Annotated in this window: 14 protein-coding genes and 3 pseudogenes; 7 read left to right on the top strand and 10 right to left on the bottom strand. The window is 71.0% G+C overall.

Going from position 1 to position 17,946, the window contains the following annotated elements:
- The first annotated feature begins 337 nt into the window (after positions 1-337).
- Positions 338-1,078: an HNH endonuclease family protein gene (locus tag ACIHCL_RS33280; protein WP_399867888.1), complete on the top strand. Its 741-nt coding sequence runs from the start codon at positions 338-340 to the stop codon at positions 1,076-1,078.
- Between the two features lie 432 nt (positions 1,079-1,510).
- Here ACIHCL_RS33280 and ACIHCL_RS33275 read toward each other — a convergent pair whose 3' ends face one another.
- The 4 genes and pseudogenes from ACIHCL_RS33275 to ACIHCL_RS33260 form a co-directional block, all read right to left on the bottom strand.
- Entirely contained in the window at positions 1,511-2,023 is a 513-nt protein-coding gene (locus ACIHCL_RS33275) for a hypothetical protein (protein ID WP_399867886.1), read from the bottom strand.
- Between the two features lie 112 nt (positions 2,024-2,135).
- Positions 2,136-2,261: pseudogene (locus ACIHCL_RS33270) on the bottom strand (IS5/IS1182 family transposase); the annotation flags it as partial.
- Positions 2,262-2,316: 55 nt separating this feature from the next.
- Complete coding sequence (locus tag ACIHCL_RS33265; protein ID WP_399867884.1) at positions 2,317-5,907, bottom strand: NACHT domain-containing protein; 3,591 nt, start codon at positions 5,905-5,907, stop codon at positions 2,317-2,319.
- An 11-nt stretch (positions 5,908-5,918) separates the two neighbouring features.
- Positions 5,919-6,269, bottom strand: coding sequence for a hypothetical protein (locus tag ACIHCL_RS33260; RefSeq protein WP_399867883.1), 351 nt, complete (start codon positions 6,267-6,269; stop codon positions 5,919-5,921).
- Positions 6,270-6,567: 298 nt separating this feature from the next.
- Here ACIHCL_RS33260 and ACIHCL_RS33255 point away from each other — a divergent pair.
- Positions 6,568-7,269: pseudogene (locus tag ACIHCL_RS33255) on the top strand (Tn3 family transposase); the annotation flags it as partial.
- Between the two features lie 406 nt (positions 7,270-7,675).
- Here the strand turns inward: ACIHCL_RS33255 and ACIHCL_RS33250 are convergent.
- The 3 genes from ACIHCL_RS33250 to ACIHCL_RS33240 all read right to left on the bottom strand — a co-directional run bounded on the left by ACIHCL_RS33250 (position 7,676) and on the right by ACIHCL_RS33240 (position 9,573).
- On the bottom strand, positions 7,676-8,407 hold the full coding sequence (locus ACIHCL_RS33250) for a hypothetical protein (protein WP_399867882.1): 732 nt from the start codon (positions 8,405-8,407) through the stop codon (positions 7,676-7,678).
- Between the two features lie 57 nt (positions 8,408-8,464).
- Positions 8,465-9,049 carry a hypothetical protein gene (locus tag ACIHCL_RS33245; protein WP_399867881.1) on the bottom strand — a complete coding sequence of 195 codons (585 nt, stop codon included), beginning with the start codon at positions 9,047-9,049 and terminating at the stop codon, positions 8,465-8,467.
- A gap of 104 nt (positions 9,050-9,153) precedes the next feature.
- The gene (locus ACIHCL_RS33240) at positions 9,154-9,573 is read right to left on the bottom strand and encodes a hypothetical protein (protein ID WP_399867898.1); all 420 of its coding nucleotides are present in this window, start codon (positions 9,571-9,573) and stop codon (positions 9,154-9,156) included.
- Positions 9,574-9,755: 182 nt separating this feature from the next.
- Between ACIHCL_RS33240 and ACIHCL_RS33235 the strand changes: the two genes are divergently transcribed.
- A complete protein-coding gene (locus ACIHCL_RS33235) occupies positions 9,756-9,989 on the top strand; it encodes a hypothetical protein (RefSeq protein ID WP_399867896.1) in 234 nt (77 codons plus the stop codon).
- On the opposite strand, the pseudogene mobF reads toward ACIHCL_RS33235, so the two are convergent.
- The 3 genes and pseudogenes from mobF to ACIHCL_RS33220 form a co-directional block, all read right to left on the bottom strand.
- Positions 9,953-10,492 (bottom strand): annotated as a pseudogene (gene mobF, locus ACIHCL_RS33230) (MobF family relaxase); the annotation flags it as partial. The gene ACIHCL_RS33235 and the pseudogene mobF sit on opposite strands and share 37 nt — an antisense overlap.
- Positions 10,434-10,970, bottom strand: coding sequence for a class I SAM-dependent methyltransferase (locus ACIHCL_RS33225; protein ID WP_399867893.1), 537 nt, complete (start codon positions 10,968-10,970; stop codon positions 10,434-10,436). The gene ACIHCL_RS33225 and the pseudogene mobF, both read right to left, overlap by 59 nt.
- A gap of 494 nt (positions 10,971-11,464) precedes the next feature.
- Positions 11,465-13,978: an SdrD B-like domain-containing protein gene (locus ACIHCL_RS33220; protein WP_399867879.1), complete on the bottom strand. Its 2,514-nt coding sequence runs from the start codon at positions 13,976-13,978 to the stop codon at positions 11,465-11,467.
- Between the two features lie 221 nt (positions 13,979-14,199).
- Between ACIHCL_RS33220 and ACIHCL_RS33215 the strand changes: the two genes are divergently transcribed.
- From ACIHCL_RS33215 to ACIHCL_RS33200, 4 genes are all read left to right on the top strand, one after another.
- Positions 14,200-14,913 (top strand): hypothetical protein, encoded by a 714-nt coding sequence (locus tag ACIHCL_RS33215; protein WP_399867891.1) that lies wholly within the window; start codon positions 14,200-14,202, stop codon positions 14,911-14,913.
- 126 nt (positions 14,914-15,039) lie between these two features.
- The gene (locus tag ACIHCL_RS33210) at positions 15,040-15,759 is read left to right on the top strand and encodes a transposase (RefSeq protein ID WP_399867877.1); all 720 of its coding nucleotides are present in this window, start codon (positions 15,040-15,042) and stop codon (positions 15,757-15,759) included.
- 112 nt (positions 15,760-15,871) lie between these two features.
- Positions 15,872-16,585, top strand: a complete 714-nt coding sequence (locus tag ACIHCL_RS33205) for a VOC family protein (RefSeq protein WP_399867875.1) — start codon at positions 15,872-15,874, stop codon at positions 16,583-16,585.
- A gap of 626 nt (positions 16,586-17,211) precedes the next feature.
- A complete protein-coding gene (locus tag ACIHCL_RS33200; RefSeq protein ID WP_399867873.1) occupies positions 17,212-17,778 on the top strand; it encodes a hypothetical protein in 567 nt (188 codons plus the stop codon).
- Positions 17,779-17,946: the final 168 nt, after the last annotated feature.

Raw genomic sequence — 17,946 nt, 5'->3', positions numbered from 1 at the left:
GTCGTGGCCGCCGGCCTGCTGCTCGTGGGCGCAGCCCTGGCCCTCACCAAGCGCCGGCGTCGCACCTCCTGACCGGCCTGACCCTTGACCCGGTGCTCGTGGCAGCCGGCCACGAGCACCGGCCCCGGACCTGAGACACACCCCGCACCACCCACACTGCGCCCCCGAGAAGCGCGGGGACGACGTTACGGTCAAACTCCGCCCATACGGCGATACACCGCCGCTCAACACCATTCCTGACGGACCGTAAGCGGCACAAATGACCACCTGTCACCCATGTTCGTTTTCTGGGACCATGAGGACGTATCAGCCCTCAAACCCCCGGAGCACGTCCACCGTGAAGGCCTACCGTCTCGCCCCCATCGCCGCGGTCCTCGTCGCCGCTTCTCTTGCGGCCTGCAATCCCAGCGGCGTGAGCATCGAGTCTGACTCGAAGGCGTCCGCGCCTGCTGCCGCGGCCGAGCCGTCGACCGGCGCCAGCGCCTCGGCCGCCCCCGGCGCCCCAGCGGACGGGCTGTCGCTCGCCGACGCGATCGCGGAAATCCCCGCAGCGGACGAGAACCGCACCGGATACAAGCGCGACTCCTTCCGCCACTGGATCGACGAAGACCGCGACGGCTGCAACACCCGCCAGGAAGTCCTGCTTGCCGAAGCGGTCAAGGCACCTGAGCAGGGCGCCCGGTGCGCCCTGACCGGCGGAGAATGGCTGTCGTACTACGACGAGGTCACCGTCACCGACCCGAAGGGGCTCGATATCGACCACGTCGTGCCGCTCGCCGAAGCGTGGGACTCCGGCGCATCCACGTGGGACGCGGACCGGCGCATGCGCTACGCGAACGACCTCGGCGCCGACCGCTCGCTTGTCGCGGTCACCGCGAGGACGAACCGGTCCAAGGGCGACAAGGACCCGGCGGACTGGATGCCGCCGGCCGAGTCCGCGAAGTGCACCTACCTCGCCGACTGGACCGCCACGAAGCTCCGCTGGAAGCTGACCGCAGATGACCGGGAGCGGTCGGCTCTGGAGAAGCTCGCGACGAACTGCTCGGACACGGTCGTGAAGTACGAAGTCGCCCCGTAACAGGCAGCCGGTCATGCGATGGTCGGGGCGGGCCGATCACCGCATCCGGGTCACGGTCAGCGTTCCGTGCCGCCCCGCCCCGCCCCGGCCTCCGCGTACTGGTCCCCGACCGTCTCCGACCCAGCCAGCACGGCACCGATTTTGTCCTGGGTGGCTGCGACGTCGGCGGCTGGGGAGGCGGTTGCGGGCCGGTGCGTCGGCCGGCTCGGTCATCGGCGGTATGCCGAGCGCGCGGATTCTCAGGGCGCGCACCACCGTGCGGCCGGCCGACTCGTTGGCGGCCGCGATGGCCCGGGTCTGCTCCAGCCGGGCCTTTGCCGTCCAGACCACCACCCCGGGGGCACGTTGAGCTCGCCAGGGGTGGCGAGTGCGGTCTCTTCGGCGAGTTCGGGCCGCCGCCTCGCAGGCGGCGGCCCGGCTGCTTTTGGGTTCCTAGAGTTGACGCCATTCGGTGCCGACCTGGTCGGTCTGGCGGATGGCTTGCTCGTCGGCCGCCGGGGCAGGCCATGCTTGAAGCAGGTATGCCTCGACCGGGTCGTCGTCCGGGCCGAGGCTGTCCTCGGCGCGTCCGGTGTCGCGGCCGCGGGCGTGGACACGCATGCGGTAGTTGCCCGGTCCGGCGGTGGCGAGGTCCGGCAGATCCTCCACCTCGCCGTCCTCCCAGGAGGTGACCAGGGCCGAGCCGGTGCTGGAGGTGAAGGATGTCTCCACCACCTCGTCCCAGTTTCCCTCGAGCGGTGGTTCGGACTGGTGGGTGGTGACGGTGACCTCGACCGGTCCGACGGTCAGCCCCGTCAGGATGCCGGCCCCGTCTTCCGCGACGGCGATCAGCCCGTTGCCCGCGTCAGAGATGTCCGGTGCCTGATCGGTGCCCAGTTCGGGGTCGACGACGTAGAACTGACGGGCATACACCCAGACACGGGCGACCCCGCGTTCTTCCGGCATACCAGGTTCCTCCTCAGTGTCAGGAGATGGCGACCCAGAAGGCGTCACCGTTCAGGATCCTATTGTCCTTGTACGCCTTGAACAGGTACTCGGATCCGCCGACCGTGGAGGCGCTGGCCAGGTAAACTCCGGCCCGGTAGCGGTCGGCAAGCTTGTCGAAGCGGGTTGCGATCGCGCGGAACTGCTTGAGACGGCCGAAACAGCGCTCGACGACGTTGCGGGCTTTGTACAGCTCGCGGCCGGGCCGGCGGTTTGCCGTCGGCTTTGCCTCGCCGCAGGCGGTTGGTCCCACCTCAGTCGGCGGTCTGCGTGAAAAGGTCGTTCACGATCTTCTGGGCCGTCGCCGCGTGTTCCTGCGGGACCTCGGCCCGGACCCAAAGCAGGTTGGCATGCAGGGTCTTCGTCTTTTCGTCCCGCCAGTCCCAATATTGCTTCATCGCGATCCGGTAGCGGTCCGCTCCGTCGACGGGCCCCGCCGCGACGTACGTGGAGTGGTCGACCTTCGTCCATGAGGTCCGCGCATGGTCGGGGGACGCGCGCAGGAACGCGTCCGTCTCCTTCTGATCGCATGACTCTCCACAGAAGTGGAACCGGACGTCGAGCCGTATATCTGGGAGAAGGCCGGCCCTCACCGGCTCGGGGTGGGCCGTGCAGGTGTACGTGACCGGGTCGTCGACGTCCTTTGCGCGTGTGCAGTCGAGGTTCTTCGGGGCGCGGAAGACGATCGGGGCCTCCCGGAGGTACCAGATATAGGATCGTTCGTCGCCATGCCAGGTCGCGCCTCGCACCGACAGCGCCGGGCGACGGGAGTAGTACGCGAACCGGCTGCCCCTCTCCGGGGTCTTCGTCCGGGACGGCAGATTGGCCATGGACCGCTCGCTGACCGGCGTACCCGCGGTGTCAGACGTGGCGCCCTCGGTATGGGATGCACCGCCCGCGAGCCCGGCCCGGCGGGCGGCCTCCCTGGCCAGGATCTGCGCGGCCTCGGCTACCCGGTCGAGAGAGGCGAACTCCTCGTAGTACCAGACGTACAGGAGCGCGTTTCTGGTGCGCATGCCGACCAGCGCGAACCCGTTTGCCGCTTGGACCTCGCTGGTGTCCCGGTACCTGTTGGGCTTCGCCGAGATGTACGCCTCGTCGCCGAGGCCGGAGAGCGCATGGTGGAAGCCACCGAACCAGTCGATCTCCGCCCAGCTCTTCGAGTAGCTTCGCATCTTCACGTACTCCGTGTGCGCCTTGTGCGGGCCACTCTCCCAGTAGCCCTTCCCGGTGACGAGCCTGGCGCCGATGGTGATCCGGGTGTCACGGGCGAACGGCGCCTGTTCGCCCGCACGGCACGTGCGTCCGTCTCCGTCGGCGACGACCGCGGGATCCTCCATCAGCCGGTCGAGGTCCTGCCGGGCGAGCAGTCCGCAGACGTCGGGCAGCGAACGGACCGGGCCCGGCAGCGGTGTCGCCGAGAACCCTCCGCACCAGACGGCCACGACCGCCAGCCCGGCCGTCCCCGTCAGAAGGGCTCTTGAGACTCGCCGCAGCACGGCGTGTCGTGGCCTTGACCGGGTAAGGGCGGACATGCCGCCGTCCGCGTCCCGCGCCAGCCTGTCGCGCAGTTCGATGTGCCGGAAGCGGTAGACGCCACCGGACTGGCGCAGCACACCGCGCGCGTGGGCGTCCTCCAGAAATGCCATGAGATGCCGGGGCAGCCTGCCCGTCCCCCAGAGGTACAGGCGTGCCACCGTGAAACCGCCCCACGCGGACGCCCCGAACGCGTACAGGGTCCAGGCGAGCGGCAGCCCGACGCTGAGGCGGACCCAGTCACGGTCGGTGACGGTGTCCACGCCGCCGAACTGCTGCCAGCCGGCCAGCATGACGACCGGCAGCACGAGCAGGCCCAGCGGCGTGTCCACCATCCCCCGTCTGACCGGTGCCGACCAGCCCAGGGTCAGGACACCGCGCCGGTCGGCGCGCAGCAGCCCGGCCGGGCTGTCGGACTTCGCCGGATCGGACCGGCGCCAGAAGAGGGCGGTGGCTCGTGTCGCGCACGCCCACACGACGCTCGCGGTCGGAAGCCCCATCGCCCAGCGGGGGGCGTTGCTGTCGGCGGTCAGTGCGGCGGCCCAGCCGGCCGCCAGGCCGAGCGTCGCGAAGCCGGCCTTCCACCGGGCCGCACGGATCTCGGCGCGGATCTCGGTGCCGCCGGGCCGCGCCGGACGGCGCGGCGGGAGCTGCCATACGGCCGGGCTGGTGAACAAGAGGGCCGTGAGCACCAGCCCGCACAGCAGGACGAAGGCGCCCGGTATCCCCAGGGGCAACCAGCGATGCCACAAAGGCGGCCCGAAGTCGGTCCCCGCGACGAGCACGGCGCCCAGGGCGCACGCCGGCGCCAGCGCGAGCACCCGCACGGCCCGCGGCACCGTCTCGTCCAGCCGCCACCAGGCGAAGTCTTGCTCGTTCGTCTCCTTCATGCGGGCGGCCAGGAACCCCGCCCACGCGCGCGCCCGCTCCGGCGCCCATCCGCCGCGCGCGGCCTGTATGTCGTGCGAGGCGCTGTAGACGACGTCGAGGAACGCGTCGTACAGATGCCGTTCGATGTCCTGTCTGTCGTCGAACCTCCCCGGCTCCAGCAACTCCTGGGGGTCGGAGTCCCTGTGCGCGTACGCGACCCGGGCGAGGCCCACCATCAGCGGCACGCTGAGCACCTCGCGCAGCCACCGCACTTCCGGTGGGGCATCCGCGGGGCCGGCACGCTCGTCGAGCCGGTCGAGTACGGGTGTCCATCCGTTCCGGGTCCGGGCCGGAGCGAGGTACGACCGTACGGCTTCGTCGTTCAGCGGGCTGAGGCGGATCTCCGTACGCTCGAACAGGCCTTCTTCCGGGGCGTGTTCGCGGTATTCCGGCTCGCGGCTCGTCAGCACGAACGGGCGGCGCCCGCGCATCGTCGCGGTGATCTGGCGGAGGGCCTCGGCACGCCGGTGCTCGGGGAGTTCGTCGAACCCGTCGAGTACCGGCAGGACCCTGCGGGTCAGCAGCAGATGGAAGGCGACGTCGGCCGGCGGGGCGCCCGCGATCGGCGCGAACGCGTTCGGGTGCTCTTCCACGAGACGCTCGGCCAGCCACCCCAGCAGACCGTGTCCGGGGTCCCAGGATGCCAGCGACACGACGGCGGGTACGGGCACCCCGGAGCCGCGGGTGCGCTCGCGCAGGAGTGCGTGGGCGAGGCGCAGGACGAGGACGGACTTGCCGGCTCCAGCGCCACCGAGGACGACCAGGCGCCTGGAGGGCGTGGAGGTGAAGAGGCCCACGATGGCCGCCTCCCCGTCGGTGGGTCCGGCACCGCGAGGCGGGTCGTCGCCTTCGGCTTGGCGAACGAGGCCGTCCCCGTCGGCCGGCGTGCCTCCCGGCTCGGTTGTCCAGCTCACCGCAAGCGGATGCGGATCATTGATCCTCGCCAGGCGCTCGTCCTGGTCGTAGCGGGAGGCGAGGCTCTCCGCGAGGGCCTCGGCCGTGCGGGCGAGGGACTTCTCGGAACGCCAGGCCGCGCGCCGGCGCCTGGCCGCCACCCGCCTCGCCCTCGTGCCCGCCTCAAGCGCGATCGCACCCACGACCAGGAGCCACCCGCAGGCGACCGGCCCGAGGCCGATCCGTTCCGGCAGGGGCAGTGCGGGGCGGGTGAGGAGGAGCAGTGCCCCGACGAGACCGACGGCGAGGCGGCCGGCCTGGTCGAGGCTGCGGTATCGCGGGGCACCGCGTCCGTCACCAGCAGCGGAATGGATCTCGTACTCCCCGTGGATCTCCACGGTCTGGATGTCGCGTGCGAAGACGACGTTGCGCTGAGTGCCGCCCGTGATCTCCTGGTGAGGGCCCTCGGCGCCCTCATACTTCACCGCGGCACACCTCAGCTCAGGTTGATCGGTCCGTGGACGTCCCGGGTGAAGACGACGTTGTGCTGAGTGCCGCCGGATATCTCCTGGTGCGTGTCCCCGCCGCCTCGGCCGTCGCCGCCGTGAACCCGCTCCGCCTCCCGGCGCCAGAGCGTCAGCGCCTGCGCGAAGGCGGGATCCTGGTCCGCCCGCAGCACGAGGGCGTCGGCCAGTTCACGGGCGCGGGCGCCGTTACCGGTGTCCTCGTCGAAGGCGACCAGCTCCCCTTCACCAACGGCCTCCGCGGCCTCTCCCCGTACAAGTGCACGGAGCCGTTCCCACAGGCTCTGCCCCGCGGCTCCGGCGGTCCCACTCGCCAGAGCCATGAGAAGTTCTGCTGCTACCGGTTCCACGGACACTCCCCCTCGACACGACCACCCGACTAGCCCATACCACCGGAGACGTACCCACCCTGTCCACAGAAAACGAATCCCGGTGGCTCTCACACCGCCGCCGAGTCTCCCTGGGCGGGACAGTCGGTCATTGAGAGGGATCGGATGTCGGCGCGGCCCACAGCATCGACGCCCGCGGGGCCATCCCCGTGCGTACGGGGAGCAGTCTGACTGACCTGGGGTTTTATCTGCGGGGCCGCGTGGTTTCCGCGACTTCCCGCTCCTCTAATAGCCGGAGATGATCGCCACCGACAACGACTCCTACTCCGACATGGCCTTCGGCCTCTACAAGATGCTCGGCTTCCGCTTCGCCCCGCGCTTCCGCGACCTGAACGACCAACGCTTCTGGCGAGCCGACCTGCCCGACGGCGACGAGCCGTCGGGGTACGGACCGCTGGACGCGGTCGCCTGCAACAAGGTCAACCTGAAGAAGATCGCCGCCCACTGGCCAGACATGCTCCGCGTCGCCGGATCGCTCATCACCAACCAGGTCCGCGCGTACGACCTGCTCCGCATGTTCGGCCGCGAGGGCCACCCCACCCCGCTCGGCGCCGCGTTCGCCGAGTACGGCCGGATCGACAAGACCATGCACCTGCTCGCCATGGTCGACCCGGTCGACGACACCTACCGGCGACTGATGAACCGGCAGCTCACCGTGCAGGAGTCCCGCCACCGCCTGGCCCGCGCGATCTGCCACGGCGGCCGGGGCCAGATCCGCCAGGCGTACCGCGAGGGCCAGGAGGACCAGCTCGCCGCCCTCGGCCTGGTCCTCAACGCCGTCGTCCTGTGGAACACCCGCTACCTCGACGCCGCCGTCGCCCAACTCCGCGCCGAGGGCCACGACATCAAGGATGAGGACGTCGCGCGGCTCTCCCCGCTCAAGGACCGGCACATCACGGGACGGGGGCCGGGAAGGTGCGCCGGTGATGCACCGCACCGAGCGCACCGGATGCCGGGATGTTCCGCACTCCCCCCACCGGGTGGAGCGCACCGGATGGTGAGCGGGAGCGGCGCCGGAGGGGTGGCGGCTTCGGTGACGGGCACAGCTCCGCGACGCGCAGCCGGGCCGCGTCAGCGAGCTGCTCCAGGCGCTCACGCTGCTCCGGCGAGAGGGACAAGCGGACCGGTTCAACCATGCGGGCCTCCGTAGTCGGGTGTGGTCTTGCACCCTCGCCCCTGACCGTCACCTCCAGGACGTGCGTGCTGACCGCGTCCCGGCAGGTGCGCCGGCGACTTCGCCGTGTGTCCCGCGAGGCGGAGCGCGGCCGGTCCGGCGTACCGGCGGACGCGCGGACGCCCCACGGACGGCTGGTCCGTGGGGCGTCTGGATGTGGCGGCGGTCAGCTCTGCATCATGGCCTTGAGGTCGCTGAGCGACAGCTCGTTCGTGCCACGGTCCGCCGCCTTGCTCTGCGTCCAGGCGACGATCGCCGGGTGCGCATCCTCGTACTGGGCGCCGACGGTCGTGTGCTGCCCGCCGGTGGCGGCGACCTGGGTGAGGTAGGCGGCCAGGGCGTGCGGGCCGCCGCCGTTGTACCCGATCTCGTAGCCCAGGGCGTTCCTCTGCGGAAGGAACGGCAGAACGCCCTTGTCCGTCCGGGCCCAGAACAGACCGCGACCGGTGTGGAAGCGGCTGAAGACGTCGTCCGGGCGCAGTTCGAGCGGCGCGTACGTCGTGTAGCTCCACTGGTCCGCGCCGCCTGCGCCCGCGTGCTTGAAGTGCTTGCCGACGACGGGCAGCCCGTACTCGGGGTCGTAGAAGGTCCGGCGGCACATGCAGCCCGAGCCGCTGATCGCCGACGGGCTGCTGGGGTCCTCCGTGACGCACGGGTGGAACAGGGCCGGGATGTCCTTCGACCCCACGAGGGTGCAGTGCATCGCGTTCGGTTCGCACCGCACCAGCCTGCCCAGCCACTCCTGGAAGTGCGGTGTCACGGTCTGCTGCGCCTCGATGTCCAGCACTGCGTTCAGCGACGACGTGGCGGCGCCGCGCTGGGGCTCGGTGTAGAGGACGAAGTTCAGGTAGCCCTTCGTCGGATCGGTCAGGTTCAGATCGCGGGCCTCGTAGGGCAACGTGGCGCTCCAATGCGGGGACGGGCGGCCGGGGTGTGGCCGCGGGAGACGGGAGGGTCAGCCGACGCGGTGCTCGGGGCGCAGGGTGAGGCCGCCGTACAAGAACTGCTCGGCATCGTCCGGTCCGAGTCCGAGGGCGCGGCAGACGGCGAGTCCTTCGGCGTCGCGGACGAAGGCGAGCACGATCTTGCGGCTGCCGGGGTCGGCCATAGACCGGCGGGCGGCTTCGATGGTGTGGGTGACGCAGCCGGTGGTGCCGTCTTCCACGATGTCCCGGCGGGTGCGCTCATCCCAGACGTTGAGCTGGAGGTTGGCGCCCTCGGTGGAACAGTCCTCCTTGGAGTCCGCGCCAAGCACGCACCGTCCGAGCAGCGCGGCGTGGGCGTGGCGCTGGAGGTAGACGACCTTCCCCAGGACTTCCTCAGCGTGCTTCTCCAGATTCTTCTGGATCATCTCCCTGGGCATGATCTGGACGTCCGAGCCCGAAGACCTCGCCCGAATGACAAGCGCCGACACGGTCTTGGCGAGGTCGTCAGCCATGCTGAGCAGGCCCGCCACGTTCACATCGCCGCGCTGGCGGGGCGGGGGCAGTTCGTCGGGGTAGCTCTCCAGCGGGTCCAGCGGTTCGTGCAGGTCGGTCAAGGGTTCCTCCCGTGCCGGGTGCCAACGCCCCGATTCTCAGTCCGGCCCACCGGGACTCGCGGGTGAAGTCGCCAATCGGCCACCCGCTGGCCGGTTGCCGTCCCTCACTGGTTGCGGCCTGCTCCCCTGCCCTGGTCGGGACGGTTCGCGTGGTGCTGCTGGCCGGTGGGCTTGACCGCGTCAGCCGGCTGCTCGGGCTTCGCGGCCTGCTGGTGGGCCTGGACGGCGGCGGCCCGCTGCGCCGGGGTCAGGGCGGCGTCCCGGCCGGGGTGGTCGACGGCGTGGGGAGCGGACGCCGTCTCGCCCTCGAGGTCGCGGTGATCGGCGGGTGCGGAGGAGGCCGAAGTCGTCGCCTCGGTGGCGGTGGCGGTGTCGGCTCGGATGCGGGCGTCGCGGATCGCGTTCTGCACGGCGAGGCTCGCGGCCCGGGCCCGCTCGTAGCGGCTGGACTCCTGCGGCGGCGTGCCTTCGGCGGGGGCGATCCACCACCGGTTGGGCACCGGGAAGTCGGCGGTGTAGGTCATCCGGTCCGCCGCCGGCGCTTCCCGGCCGGGCTTCGTGACCGTGTGACGGCGGGAGTACCGGAGCAGGGCCCGGTGGGCGATAGTCGTCCAGACCGCGGGTGAACTCGCGGCCGCGCAGCGTCTCCAGCAGGTATCGGCGCGCTTCGGCCAGGATGTGGCGCCGGGAGAACTTCTCTCGCACGGTGAAGACGACCGCGGCGACGTCGACGGCGGCGAGCGCCACGTCCACGGTGGGATCCACCCGCGCCCGGATCGCCGCCCCCGCGGCCCGGCACCTGTCCAGGAGGCTATCGATGAGCTGCTGGCCGAAGCGGAGGATCGCGGAGGCGCGCCACCACGCGAGCAGCTGCGCGAGCGGCTTCGGCTTCTTCTTCGCGGGCCGGGTCCCCTGCGCCGCCCACCAGCCCAGTCCGTGACGGCCGCGCTCTGAGGGCAGGTGCCCGTGGTCCTTCACGTACTGGTCGGTGAGCACCTCCAGGGCGTCCTCGATGCGCTGGCGGCGGGACGCCGACCAGTTGATGAGGTCCTCGGGCACTCCGGCGATCTCCATGACCGGACGCAGGCCCGGCGTGACCTCGCGCGGCACGGTCGCCAGCCCCAGGGTCTCGCACACCTCGGTCGTCATCGCCAGGGTGTAGAGCGTCCCGGCGGCCACCACGTTCTGGTAGAGGCGGTAGGTGTCCAGAGCGCCCCACACCGGTTCACCGTCGGCGCCCAGGCGCTGGACGCGGTTGAGGATCAGGCAGTGCTCGTGCAGGAGCGGCAGTCCGTCGCGGTTGTCGATGTGCCGGAAGGCGGCGACCACGAGCGCGGGCGTCTTCGCACGGCCGCGGCCTGACGCCCACCGCGTCTCGGCAACCTCATCCTCCAGCCAGCGCACCGCCGTGGCGACGGCCCGCTCGTGGGCCCGGCCGCAGCACCCGCGCCGCCTCTGCCGCGAAGGCCTCCAGGTCCGGGAAGTGCTGAGCGGCCTCGACGCTGATGAGCGCGTCGAACTCGCCGTCCGCCATGGGCATGCGTTCCGCCGCCCTCCGGACGAACCGCGGCCGCTCCCCGTCCGTCGCGAGCAGACCGGCCTGGGCATCGCGCGCCCGCTCCAGTTGGTCCGGGTGGATGTCCATGCCGGTGACCGCCGCGGGCCCGTACTCGCGCAGGGCGACCGCGCACCCCATGCCCAGGCCGCAGCCCACGTCGAGGATCCTCGGGTGTTCCGGCAGCTCGGCCGCGGCCAGGGAGTCGAGGACGTGCCGGTAGAGATCCTCCTGGCTGCGGACCCGCTCGGGCTCGCCGACCGGACGGTCCAGGTCGATGTCCCGCCAGTACCCGAAGTTGATGAATCCCCCGGCGAAGATCGGCTCCCGGCTCAGATCGACCGGACCGTACGTCTGCTCCACCATGGGCCCCATGGCGGGCACAGCCTGCCGCATGTCGTCGTCCGTCACCGTGCCGTACCTCCAGAGAACCCGACCCGAGCCGACCCGTCCGTACGCGATCCACCGCACCGCAAGAACTCCCCGCGCGACAGACGAGTAACGGCCAGGCTGAGATCTCGAGGCGATGACCCGTTTTCGGTCAGGAGGGCGTACGCGCGTGAGGAGAGGTACTCCGCCGCACCGAGTCACGGAGTCACCGAGTCACCGAGCGGCGGTCATGACGACGGGCCGGTGCGTCGCACCGGCCCGTCGCAGTGATGTCCGCGGCTGTCCGCAGCTATCCGTCAGTGGCCGACGAGCTGAAGACGACCGGTCTGGTGGGCACGCTGGTCGAAATGGAGCTTGTGGCCGCTGGGCTCCGCCGTCGCTCAGTCGCAGCGACCGTTGAGCCGGCGGCCGACTGACGGCCAGCGCCCCAGCCAGAACGGTTTGACAAGAAGATTAGGAATCGTGGGTGGTCAGTGGAGCCTGGATCGGCGCCTGCGGGTCACGAGGACGACGGCCGCGCCCGCCCCGACCAGCAGGGTGGTGAGGGCGAGGTACAGGCCCGTACGGGACGTGCCCGTGTGGGCGAGGGAGCCCGAGCCGCCGCCGTTCGGGACCGGGCCGGCGGGCGCCGTGGAGGCCGGCGGCGCCGACGGTGCCGGCGTCGGCGGGGTGCTGGTCGGCGGCGCCGAGGCCGTCGGGGTTGGGGTGGGCGTCGGCGGGGTCTTCTCGGGGATGTACACGCCGGCGTCGATCGTGTGGTCGACCTCTCCCGCCTTCGCGGGCGCCGTGACCGGCACGGATCCGTTGCACAGCTGCCCGGTGGTCGGCGGCGTCACGTTGGAGTCGTGCGCCCGGTCGTCACCGGCCCGCGGGAGCGTGAAGCGCAGATCGGTGGCCGCCGGCTGGCCGGGCACCTGGCTGGTGTCCGCCGTGCACACGTTGAACCGCACGGTGTAGTCGGCACCCGGCGTGAGCTCGTATGCCGCGCCGACTCCGCCGAAGTAGTACTCGCCCGCGGCGTCGGTCTTGGTCGTGGCGACCTGCTTGCCGTCGGCGTCCAGCAGGTCGATCGTGGCGCCCGGCAGCAGGACGTGCCCGGGGTCCTGGATGCCGTTGTGGTCACCGTCGAACCAGACCACGTTGCCGATCTGGATCGGCGCGTTCGCCGCGGCGTACGCGATGTCGCCGAGGCCGCCGGCCTTGCCGAACCCGTTTCCGTCGACGAACTGGTACGCGTTGCCGTTCGGGTTGTTGCCCGGGCCGGCCCCGGTGGTGACGTCGTAGAAGCCGGCACCGGCGGTGCTGACGTGGACGGTCGGGTCCATCTGGGTGCTGATGACCCACTGCTGCTGCGGGATGTAGGCGACCGAGCCGAGCGAGGTCTCCTGGTGCAGTCCGCGCTGGTTCGGGGCCGGGGTGGCCGCGCCGGAGAAGAAGTCGCCGGGGAAGTACTCGACGACGCCTTCCGCCTCCATGCCGTCGTTGGCGGGAGTCGCGTGGTTCGGGCAGTCCTCGGTGCCCTCCCAGGCGTACCCGCCGGTGGGCTTGGCGCAGGCCATGGTGATGTCACCGCCGGCCATGCCGCCCTGCGGGGTGTTCTTGTCGGGCCTCGGGTCGAGCCCGCCGGCGACGTCCATGAGCCGGTCGCGGAAGCCGAGGATCATCGAACCGTCGCGGGCGAAGGCCATACTGGCCAGCTCCGGCTGCGGACCGACCATCGTGGTGCCCACCACGCGGCTGTCCCAGGTCTCCAGGCGGGTGTCCCACGGGTTCCAGAAGCGGGACGCCTCGTGGTTCGGGAAGCCGACGTACACGTCCCCGCGCTCGGCGGTCAGCGGATGGTTCAGCACGGGGGTGAACTGCTTGCCGTCGTACGTGGAGACGACGGCCTTCAGGTCCGCGCGCTTCTGCGTGCTCTCCGCGCTGCACACGCCGCCGACGTACAGGGTGTTGTCGCGGACGGCCAGACCGGTCGGCCGCCAGTCGCCGGCCGAGGCGCAGCCCGGGTCGGGGATCGGCACCGTGGCCTTCGGCGCCGAGGCGCGCGCCCCGGTGGCGTCGAAGCTGACCAGGCTGCGGGTGAGCATATTCACCGCGTACAGCGTCGAGCCGTCCTCCGACAGGGCCAGGCCGCCGATGCTCTCCTTGCCCGGCGCGTCGGTGAACCCGGCGTCCTTGAGCATGTTGGCGCTGTCGTGCGCCGTCGCCGTGGCGCCCGGCACCTTCGCGAACAGCGTCGGGGCGCCGCCGCCGTCGGCCGGCACGGCGTAGATCGCGTTGCCGCCCTCCGGCCCGTACGCGGCGAACCGCCGGGCGAACGCGGCCTGGAACAGCCGCTTGCGGTACTTGTCATAGGCCAGGCCCGTGGTCGTCCCCACCTGCTCCTGCGTGGCGAGCACGGTCGGGCAGGCCTTGTCTGCGGGACAGGTGCCGCGGGCGTCCGTCCCGAACGCCACCAGCGCCCGGGTGTCGCTCGCGCCGGGACCGGTCTGCACCGGTACGAAGTAACGGGTGTCCGGCAACGCGTAGTCGGCCGCGTCCCAGACCCCGGTGATCACCGAGTCGTCCTTGCCCTCGGAGACGTCCACGAACGACGTGAAGCTGTCGAAGTGGTTCTCCTCGGTGGAGGCGGGCGCCGCCCGCAGATAGCGGTCGTACGGCGCCGGGACGCTGACGTCGACGCGGTACCGGCCACCGGTCAGTTCGGCCGACGGGGGCACCACGACCTTGCCGGTGGCGTCCGTGGTGCCGGTGACGTGATGGCCGGCCGGGTCAAAGACGTCGACCTTCATGCCCCGCTGCGGCACGTCCATGGTCGTGTTGATCACGCCGGTGCCGAAGAAGTCCCGCAGCACCTGGACCGTCAGTGTGCCGTCGGAGGTGGCGGCGCCGGCCTGCCCGGCGCCTGTCGCGATGGTGCCGGTGGCCCCACCGATCAGTAACAGACCGGACAGCCCCACGCGTGCCAGTCTTGGAATCGCCATGTACGGGCACTCCTCTTTGTCGTCCTATGTCCCTACGGACACAGCAACCGACCGCAATATCCCATAACTTGACGCGTGATCAGGTCGGAAAGCGGAATTTACGGGTTGGGCCCGCCGGGGGACTGTTAGCATCCCGCCGCGTGCGGAGCATCAGAATCAGGCGAGGTCTCCCGCGGGGCGCGGCGGACCGGCGCGGCAGGAAGTGGCCCCGGGCGCGCTGGATGGCGGCCGCCGGCATCGGCGTCGCGGCTGCCGCGGCCCTCACGTTGGCCCTCGTCGGCGGCGGCGAGCCCGCCGTCCGTCGTGCGCTGACCTCGGACGAGGCCAACCGGCTGGCGGTCGCGCGGTTCCGTAACTACGAAGCGGAAGGCCGCGCGGTGACGATCACCGTGCCGGGCGCGGCCGGCGGGCTGGTCGTCACCGGATCCGTCGACTACCGCGCGAAGAGGGGGTACGGGGTGGTGCGCGGAACCGGACGCGACGCGTCCGGCGACGGCCTGATCGAGTGGACGGCCGCCACCGTCCGGTTCCACCCTCTGGCGAACGCCCCGGCGACCGCGCCGGCGTCGCCGCCCGCGACCGGCTGGTACGACCGTCCGCTGCGGACGGCCGGCAACACCCTGGACAGTTCGCTGGCCATCGCCCTCGGCCTGGGCAGCGACCGCCCGGACAACGCCCAGCTGCTGCCGCAGAACGGTGCCGCGTGGGTCGGGTCCGGCCAGGCGCGCGGCCGGCGGACGGACGTCATGACCGGCCCGGGCGCCCGCGGCAAGGCGGGTACGGCGGACAGCGTGCGCTACTGGGTCGGCGAGGACGGCACCATGTACCGGGTGCAGGCCGACGTGGCCTCCGAACCGCGGCCGGTGGTCATCGAATTCGACACCCAGAAGTACGTCCCCGTCCGCCCGGCGCCGAAGGCGACGCCTACGCGGTGACCCCGGCCCCGGCACTAGTACTGCAACGGTGACTCTGCTGCGCAATTCGGCTGGGTGAGCGTCGCGGGTGCGGCATGATCGCCTCTGTGGCCCTGGTCGCGTCGTGGGCCGCAGGGGGTGGAGCACATGTCGTTGCAGCCGAAGGGCCTGCCGGAGATCCCGGCACAGACCGTGGCGGTTGCTCGGGCCGACCGCGGCCTCACCCCCGGTGAGCACTACCTCGACGCCGGCTACCCGTCCGCCGACCTCATCCATGACGCCGCCGCCCGGGGCATCACCATGGTCACCCTGGCCCTCCGCGACCACTCACCGCAGGCCAAGGCCGACGCCGGGTTCCAGAAGAGCGCCTTCCGCATCGACTGGAAGGCCCGCCAGGTCCGCTGCCCGCAGGGCCGCACCAGCACCGGCTGGTTCCCCGCTCGGCAGCACGGCCGCGACGCCATCGTCGTCCAGTTCGCCCGGGCCGACTGCCACGCCTGCCCTGCCCAGGACAAGTGCACCACCTCGGCGCGAGGAACCCGCATCCTCAGCCTCCGCCCCAGGGAACTCCACGAGACCCTGACCGGTGCCCGGGCCGAGCAGGCCAGCAAGACCTGGAAGACCAAGTACGCCCTCCGCGCCGGGATCGAGGGCACCATCAACCAGGCCCTCGACGTCACCGGCCTCCGCCGGCCCGCTACCGCGGCCTGTCCAAGGTCCGCCTCCAACATGCCTTCTCCGCCACCGCTGTCAACGTCATCCGCCTCGACGCCCACTGGAACCCCCGCCAACCGTCCTTCACGCCCCGGACCAGCAGACTCACCCGCCTCAGTCACCAACTCACAGCCCGAACCCCGAAGGGTGTAGCTCCGGCTCCGGGGCCGCGGAAGGCCGGCCCGCCCATAGGATCCTCGTTCGAGGCGCTGACATGGCGCCCTGCCGACAGTGGGCACTCAACGGACCGAGGATGCGTGGCGCAATGAGCAGCCGACTCTTCGCAATCTCCTTCGACGCGCACCAGCCCGAGCGCCTAGCGCATTTCTGGTCCCACGTCCTGGGCTTGGAGAGAGCCGACGATTCTTACGACGGTGTCGCCCTGCTGTCCGGGAACGACGCCGGTTACCGCCTCGGCTTCCGTCCCTCCCAGGCGCAGAAAATCGCCCAGAACCGGATGCACTTCGACCTGACCAGCTCCTCCCTGGAGGACCAGCAGGAGACCGTGGCCAGGGCGCTCGACCTCGGGGCGCAGCATGCCGACGTCGGCCAGGGACCGGACGCGTCCCATGTGGTGCTCGCCGACCCCGAGGGCAACGAGTTCTGTGTCCTCGAGCCGGGCAACAACTTCCTCGCCGGCTGCGGCTTCATCGGAGCGCTCGCCTGCGATGGTTCGCAGGCCGTGGGCTACTTCTGGAGCGAGGCGCTGGGCTGGCCGCTGGTCTGGGACCAGGACGAGGAGACCGCCATCCAGTCACCGAACGGCGGTACGAAGATCACGTGGGGCGGTCCACCACTAATGCCGGACCCCGGCAAGGACCTGCACTTGGACCTCGCACCGGACGACGATCAGCAAACGGAGGTCGAGCGCCTGCTCTCCCTCGGGGCGAAGCGTCTCGACTCCGCCCGCGGCGGAGACGACGCGGTGCTGCTGGCCGACCCCGACGGCAACGAGTTCCGCGTGCTCACGCGCCGGTGAAGCCGGAACCGACACCCAGCCAAATCGCGCAGCAGAGTCCGCGCACACCCCAAAGACGCGGGCCGCCGTCAGCGACGAGCTCAACTGGGCGCTCTGCTACTGAGGTTGGCCTTCACCTGGTTCGTTCGGCGAGGCCGTCGCCCCTCACGGCCGGTTGTTGCTTCGGTGAGGCGGTCCAGGCGCTCGTACAGAGTGCGGACGAGGAGGGCCCGGCCCTGGACGCACCGGACAGTACCGCGCAGTGGAGCGGTGAGGCGGCGTTCGGTGTCTTCGAGAATGAGGTCGGCGAGACCGGGAACGCACCCCGAGCAATGGCCACCTGCAGGAACCTTGCGATCGGAGCTTTTCGCCTGGCCGGCGTCCGCAACATCGCCTCCGGACTCCGACGGACAGCCCGGGACCAAACCAGGCCCCTCACCCTCCTCGGCCTCACATGATCAAAACGGACGACATCGAACTACGCCGAAGCCCTGGGGCGGCCCCGGCCGTACTGCGTCCCGTCACGGGGACCGGGGCCTTGCCCGCACACCCCATTCCGGTACGGGCCGGGGCGAGCCTAGCCCGTCCGAGGGAGCAGGGTGCTGTGGTTCCGGTTTCTGGAGTCGTGCCCGCTTTAGCGTGCGGCCATGGAACCCACTCAGATGCCCGAACCGCTGCGGCGAGCGGTTCACCAGCTCGTCTCCGAAGTAGTCATGAACTGCCAGGAGGTGCTGCGCTACACCGAGCCGGATATCGCACGCGACTGGAAGCGGATGACGCTGATCCGTGCCACGGACGCCTCCGACACGATGGACATGGCGTCCATGCTGATCGCCGCGTACTGCCGGGAGCACACCGACATCTCGATGGACACGCTGTCGTCCTACCTCCAGACCCGACAGCAGCGCAGCCGGGCGGCCGGCTCCCGGAAGTCGGACCGGCACGAAGTCGCCGGGATGCTCGGCACGCCGCTTCCCCCCGAGGGCGACAAGGGCGCGCAGTTGCGGTTCTCGATGGGCCAGGGGTACGCGGAAGGCGGGCTGATGTCCGAGCCTGACGAGCAGCGGCTGTTCACCGAGGCGTGTCTGCACGGGCTGCGGGCCCGGCTGTGTGATGACGTCGATGCACTGGGCGGCTACCTGCCGCCTCACGTCGCAGAGCTGGCCCGGAAGATCGCCGGGGTGCTCGAGGTACCGCAGCCGGCCACCGCGTGATGGCGGGGCCGCGGCGTCGTTGGACGGTGCGCCCCGGAGCCGGGCCCCGGGGATGTCATGGCTGACCCCCCGGGGGCCGTGGTGTGTTCTCGTCGGTCAGTTCTCTTCGTCCGCCGTGGCGGTGACCCAGGCGACGGCTTCGGCGTCGGTCATGAGCAGTACCTGAGT

This window comes from Streptomyces sp. NPDC052042 (assembly GCF_044548345.1).
In the GTDB taxonomy this organism is placed as follows: domain Bacteria; phylum Actinomycetota; class Actinomycetes; order Streptomycetales; family Streptomycetaceae; genus Streptomyces.
Note: the sequence above shows the minus strand (reverse complement) of the source record. Positions and strands in the feature narration are given on the sequence as shown.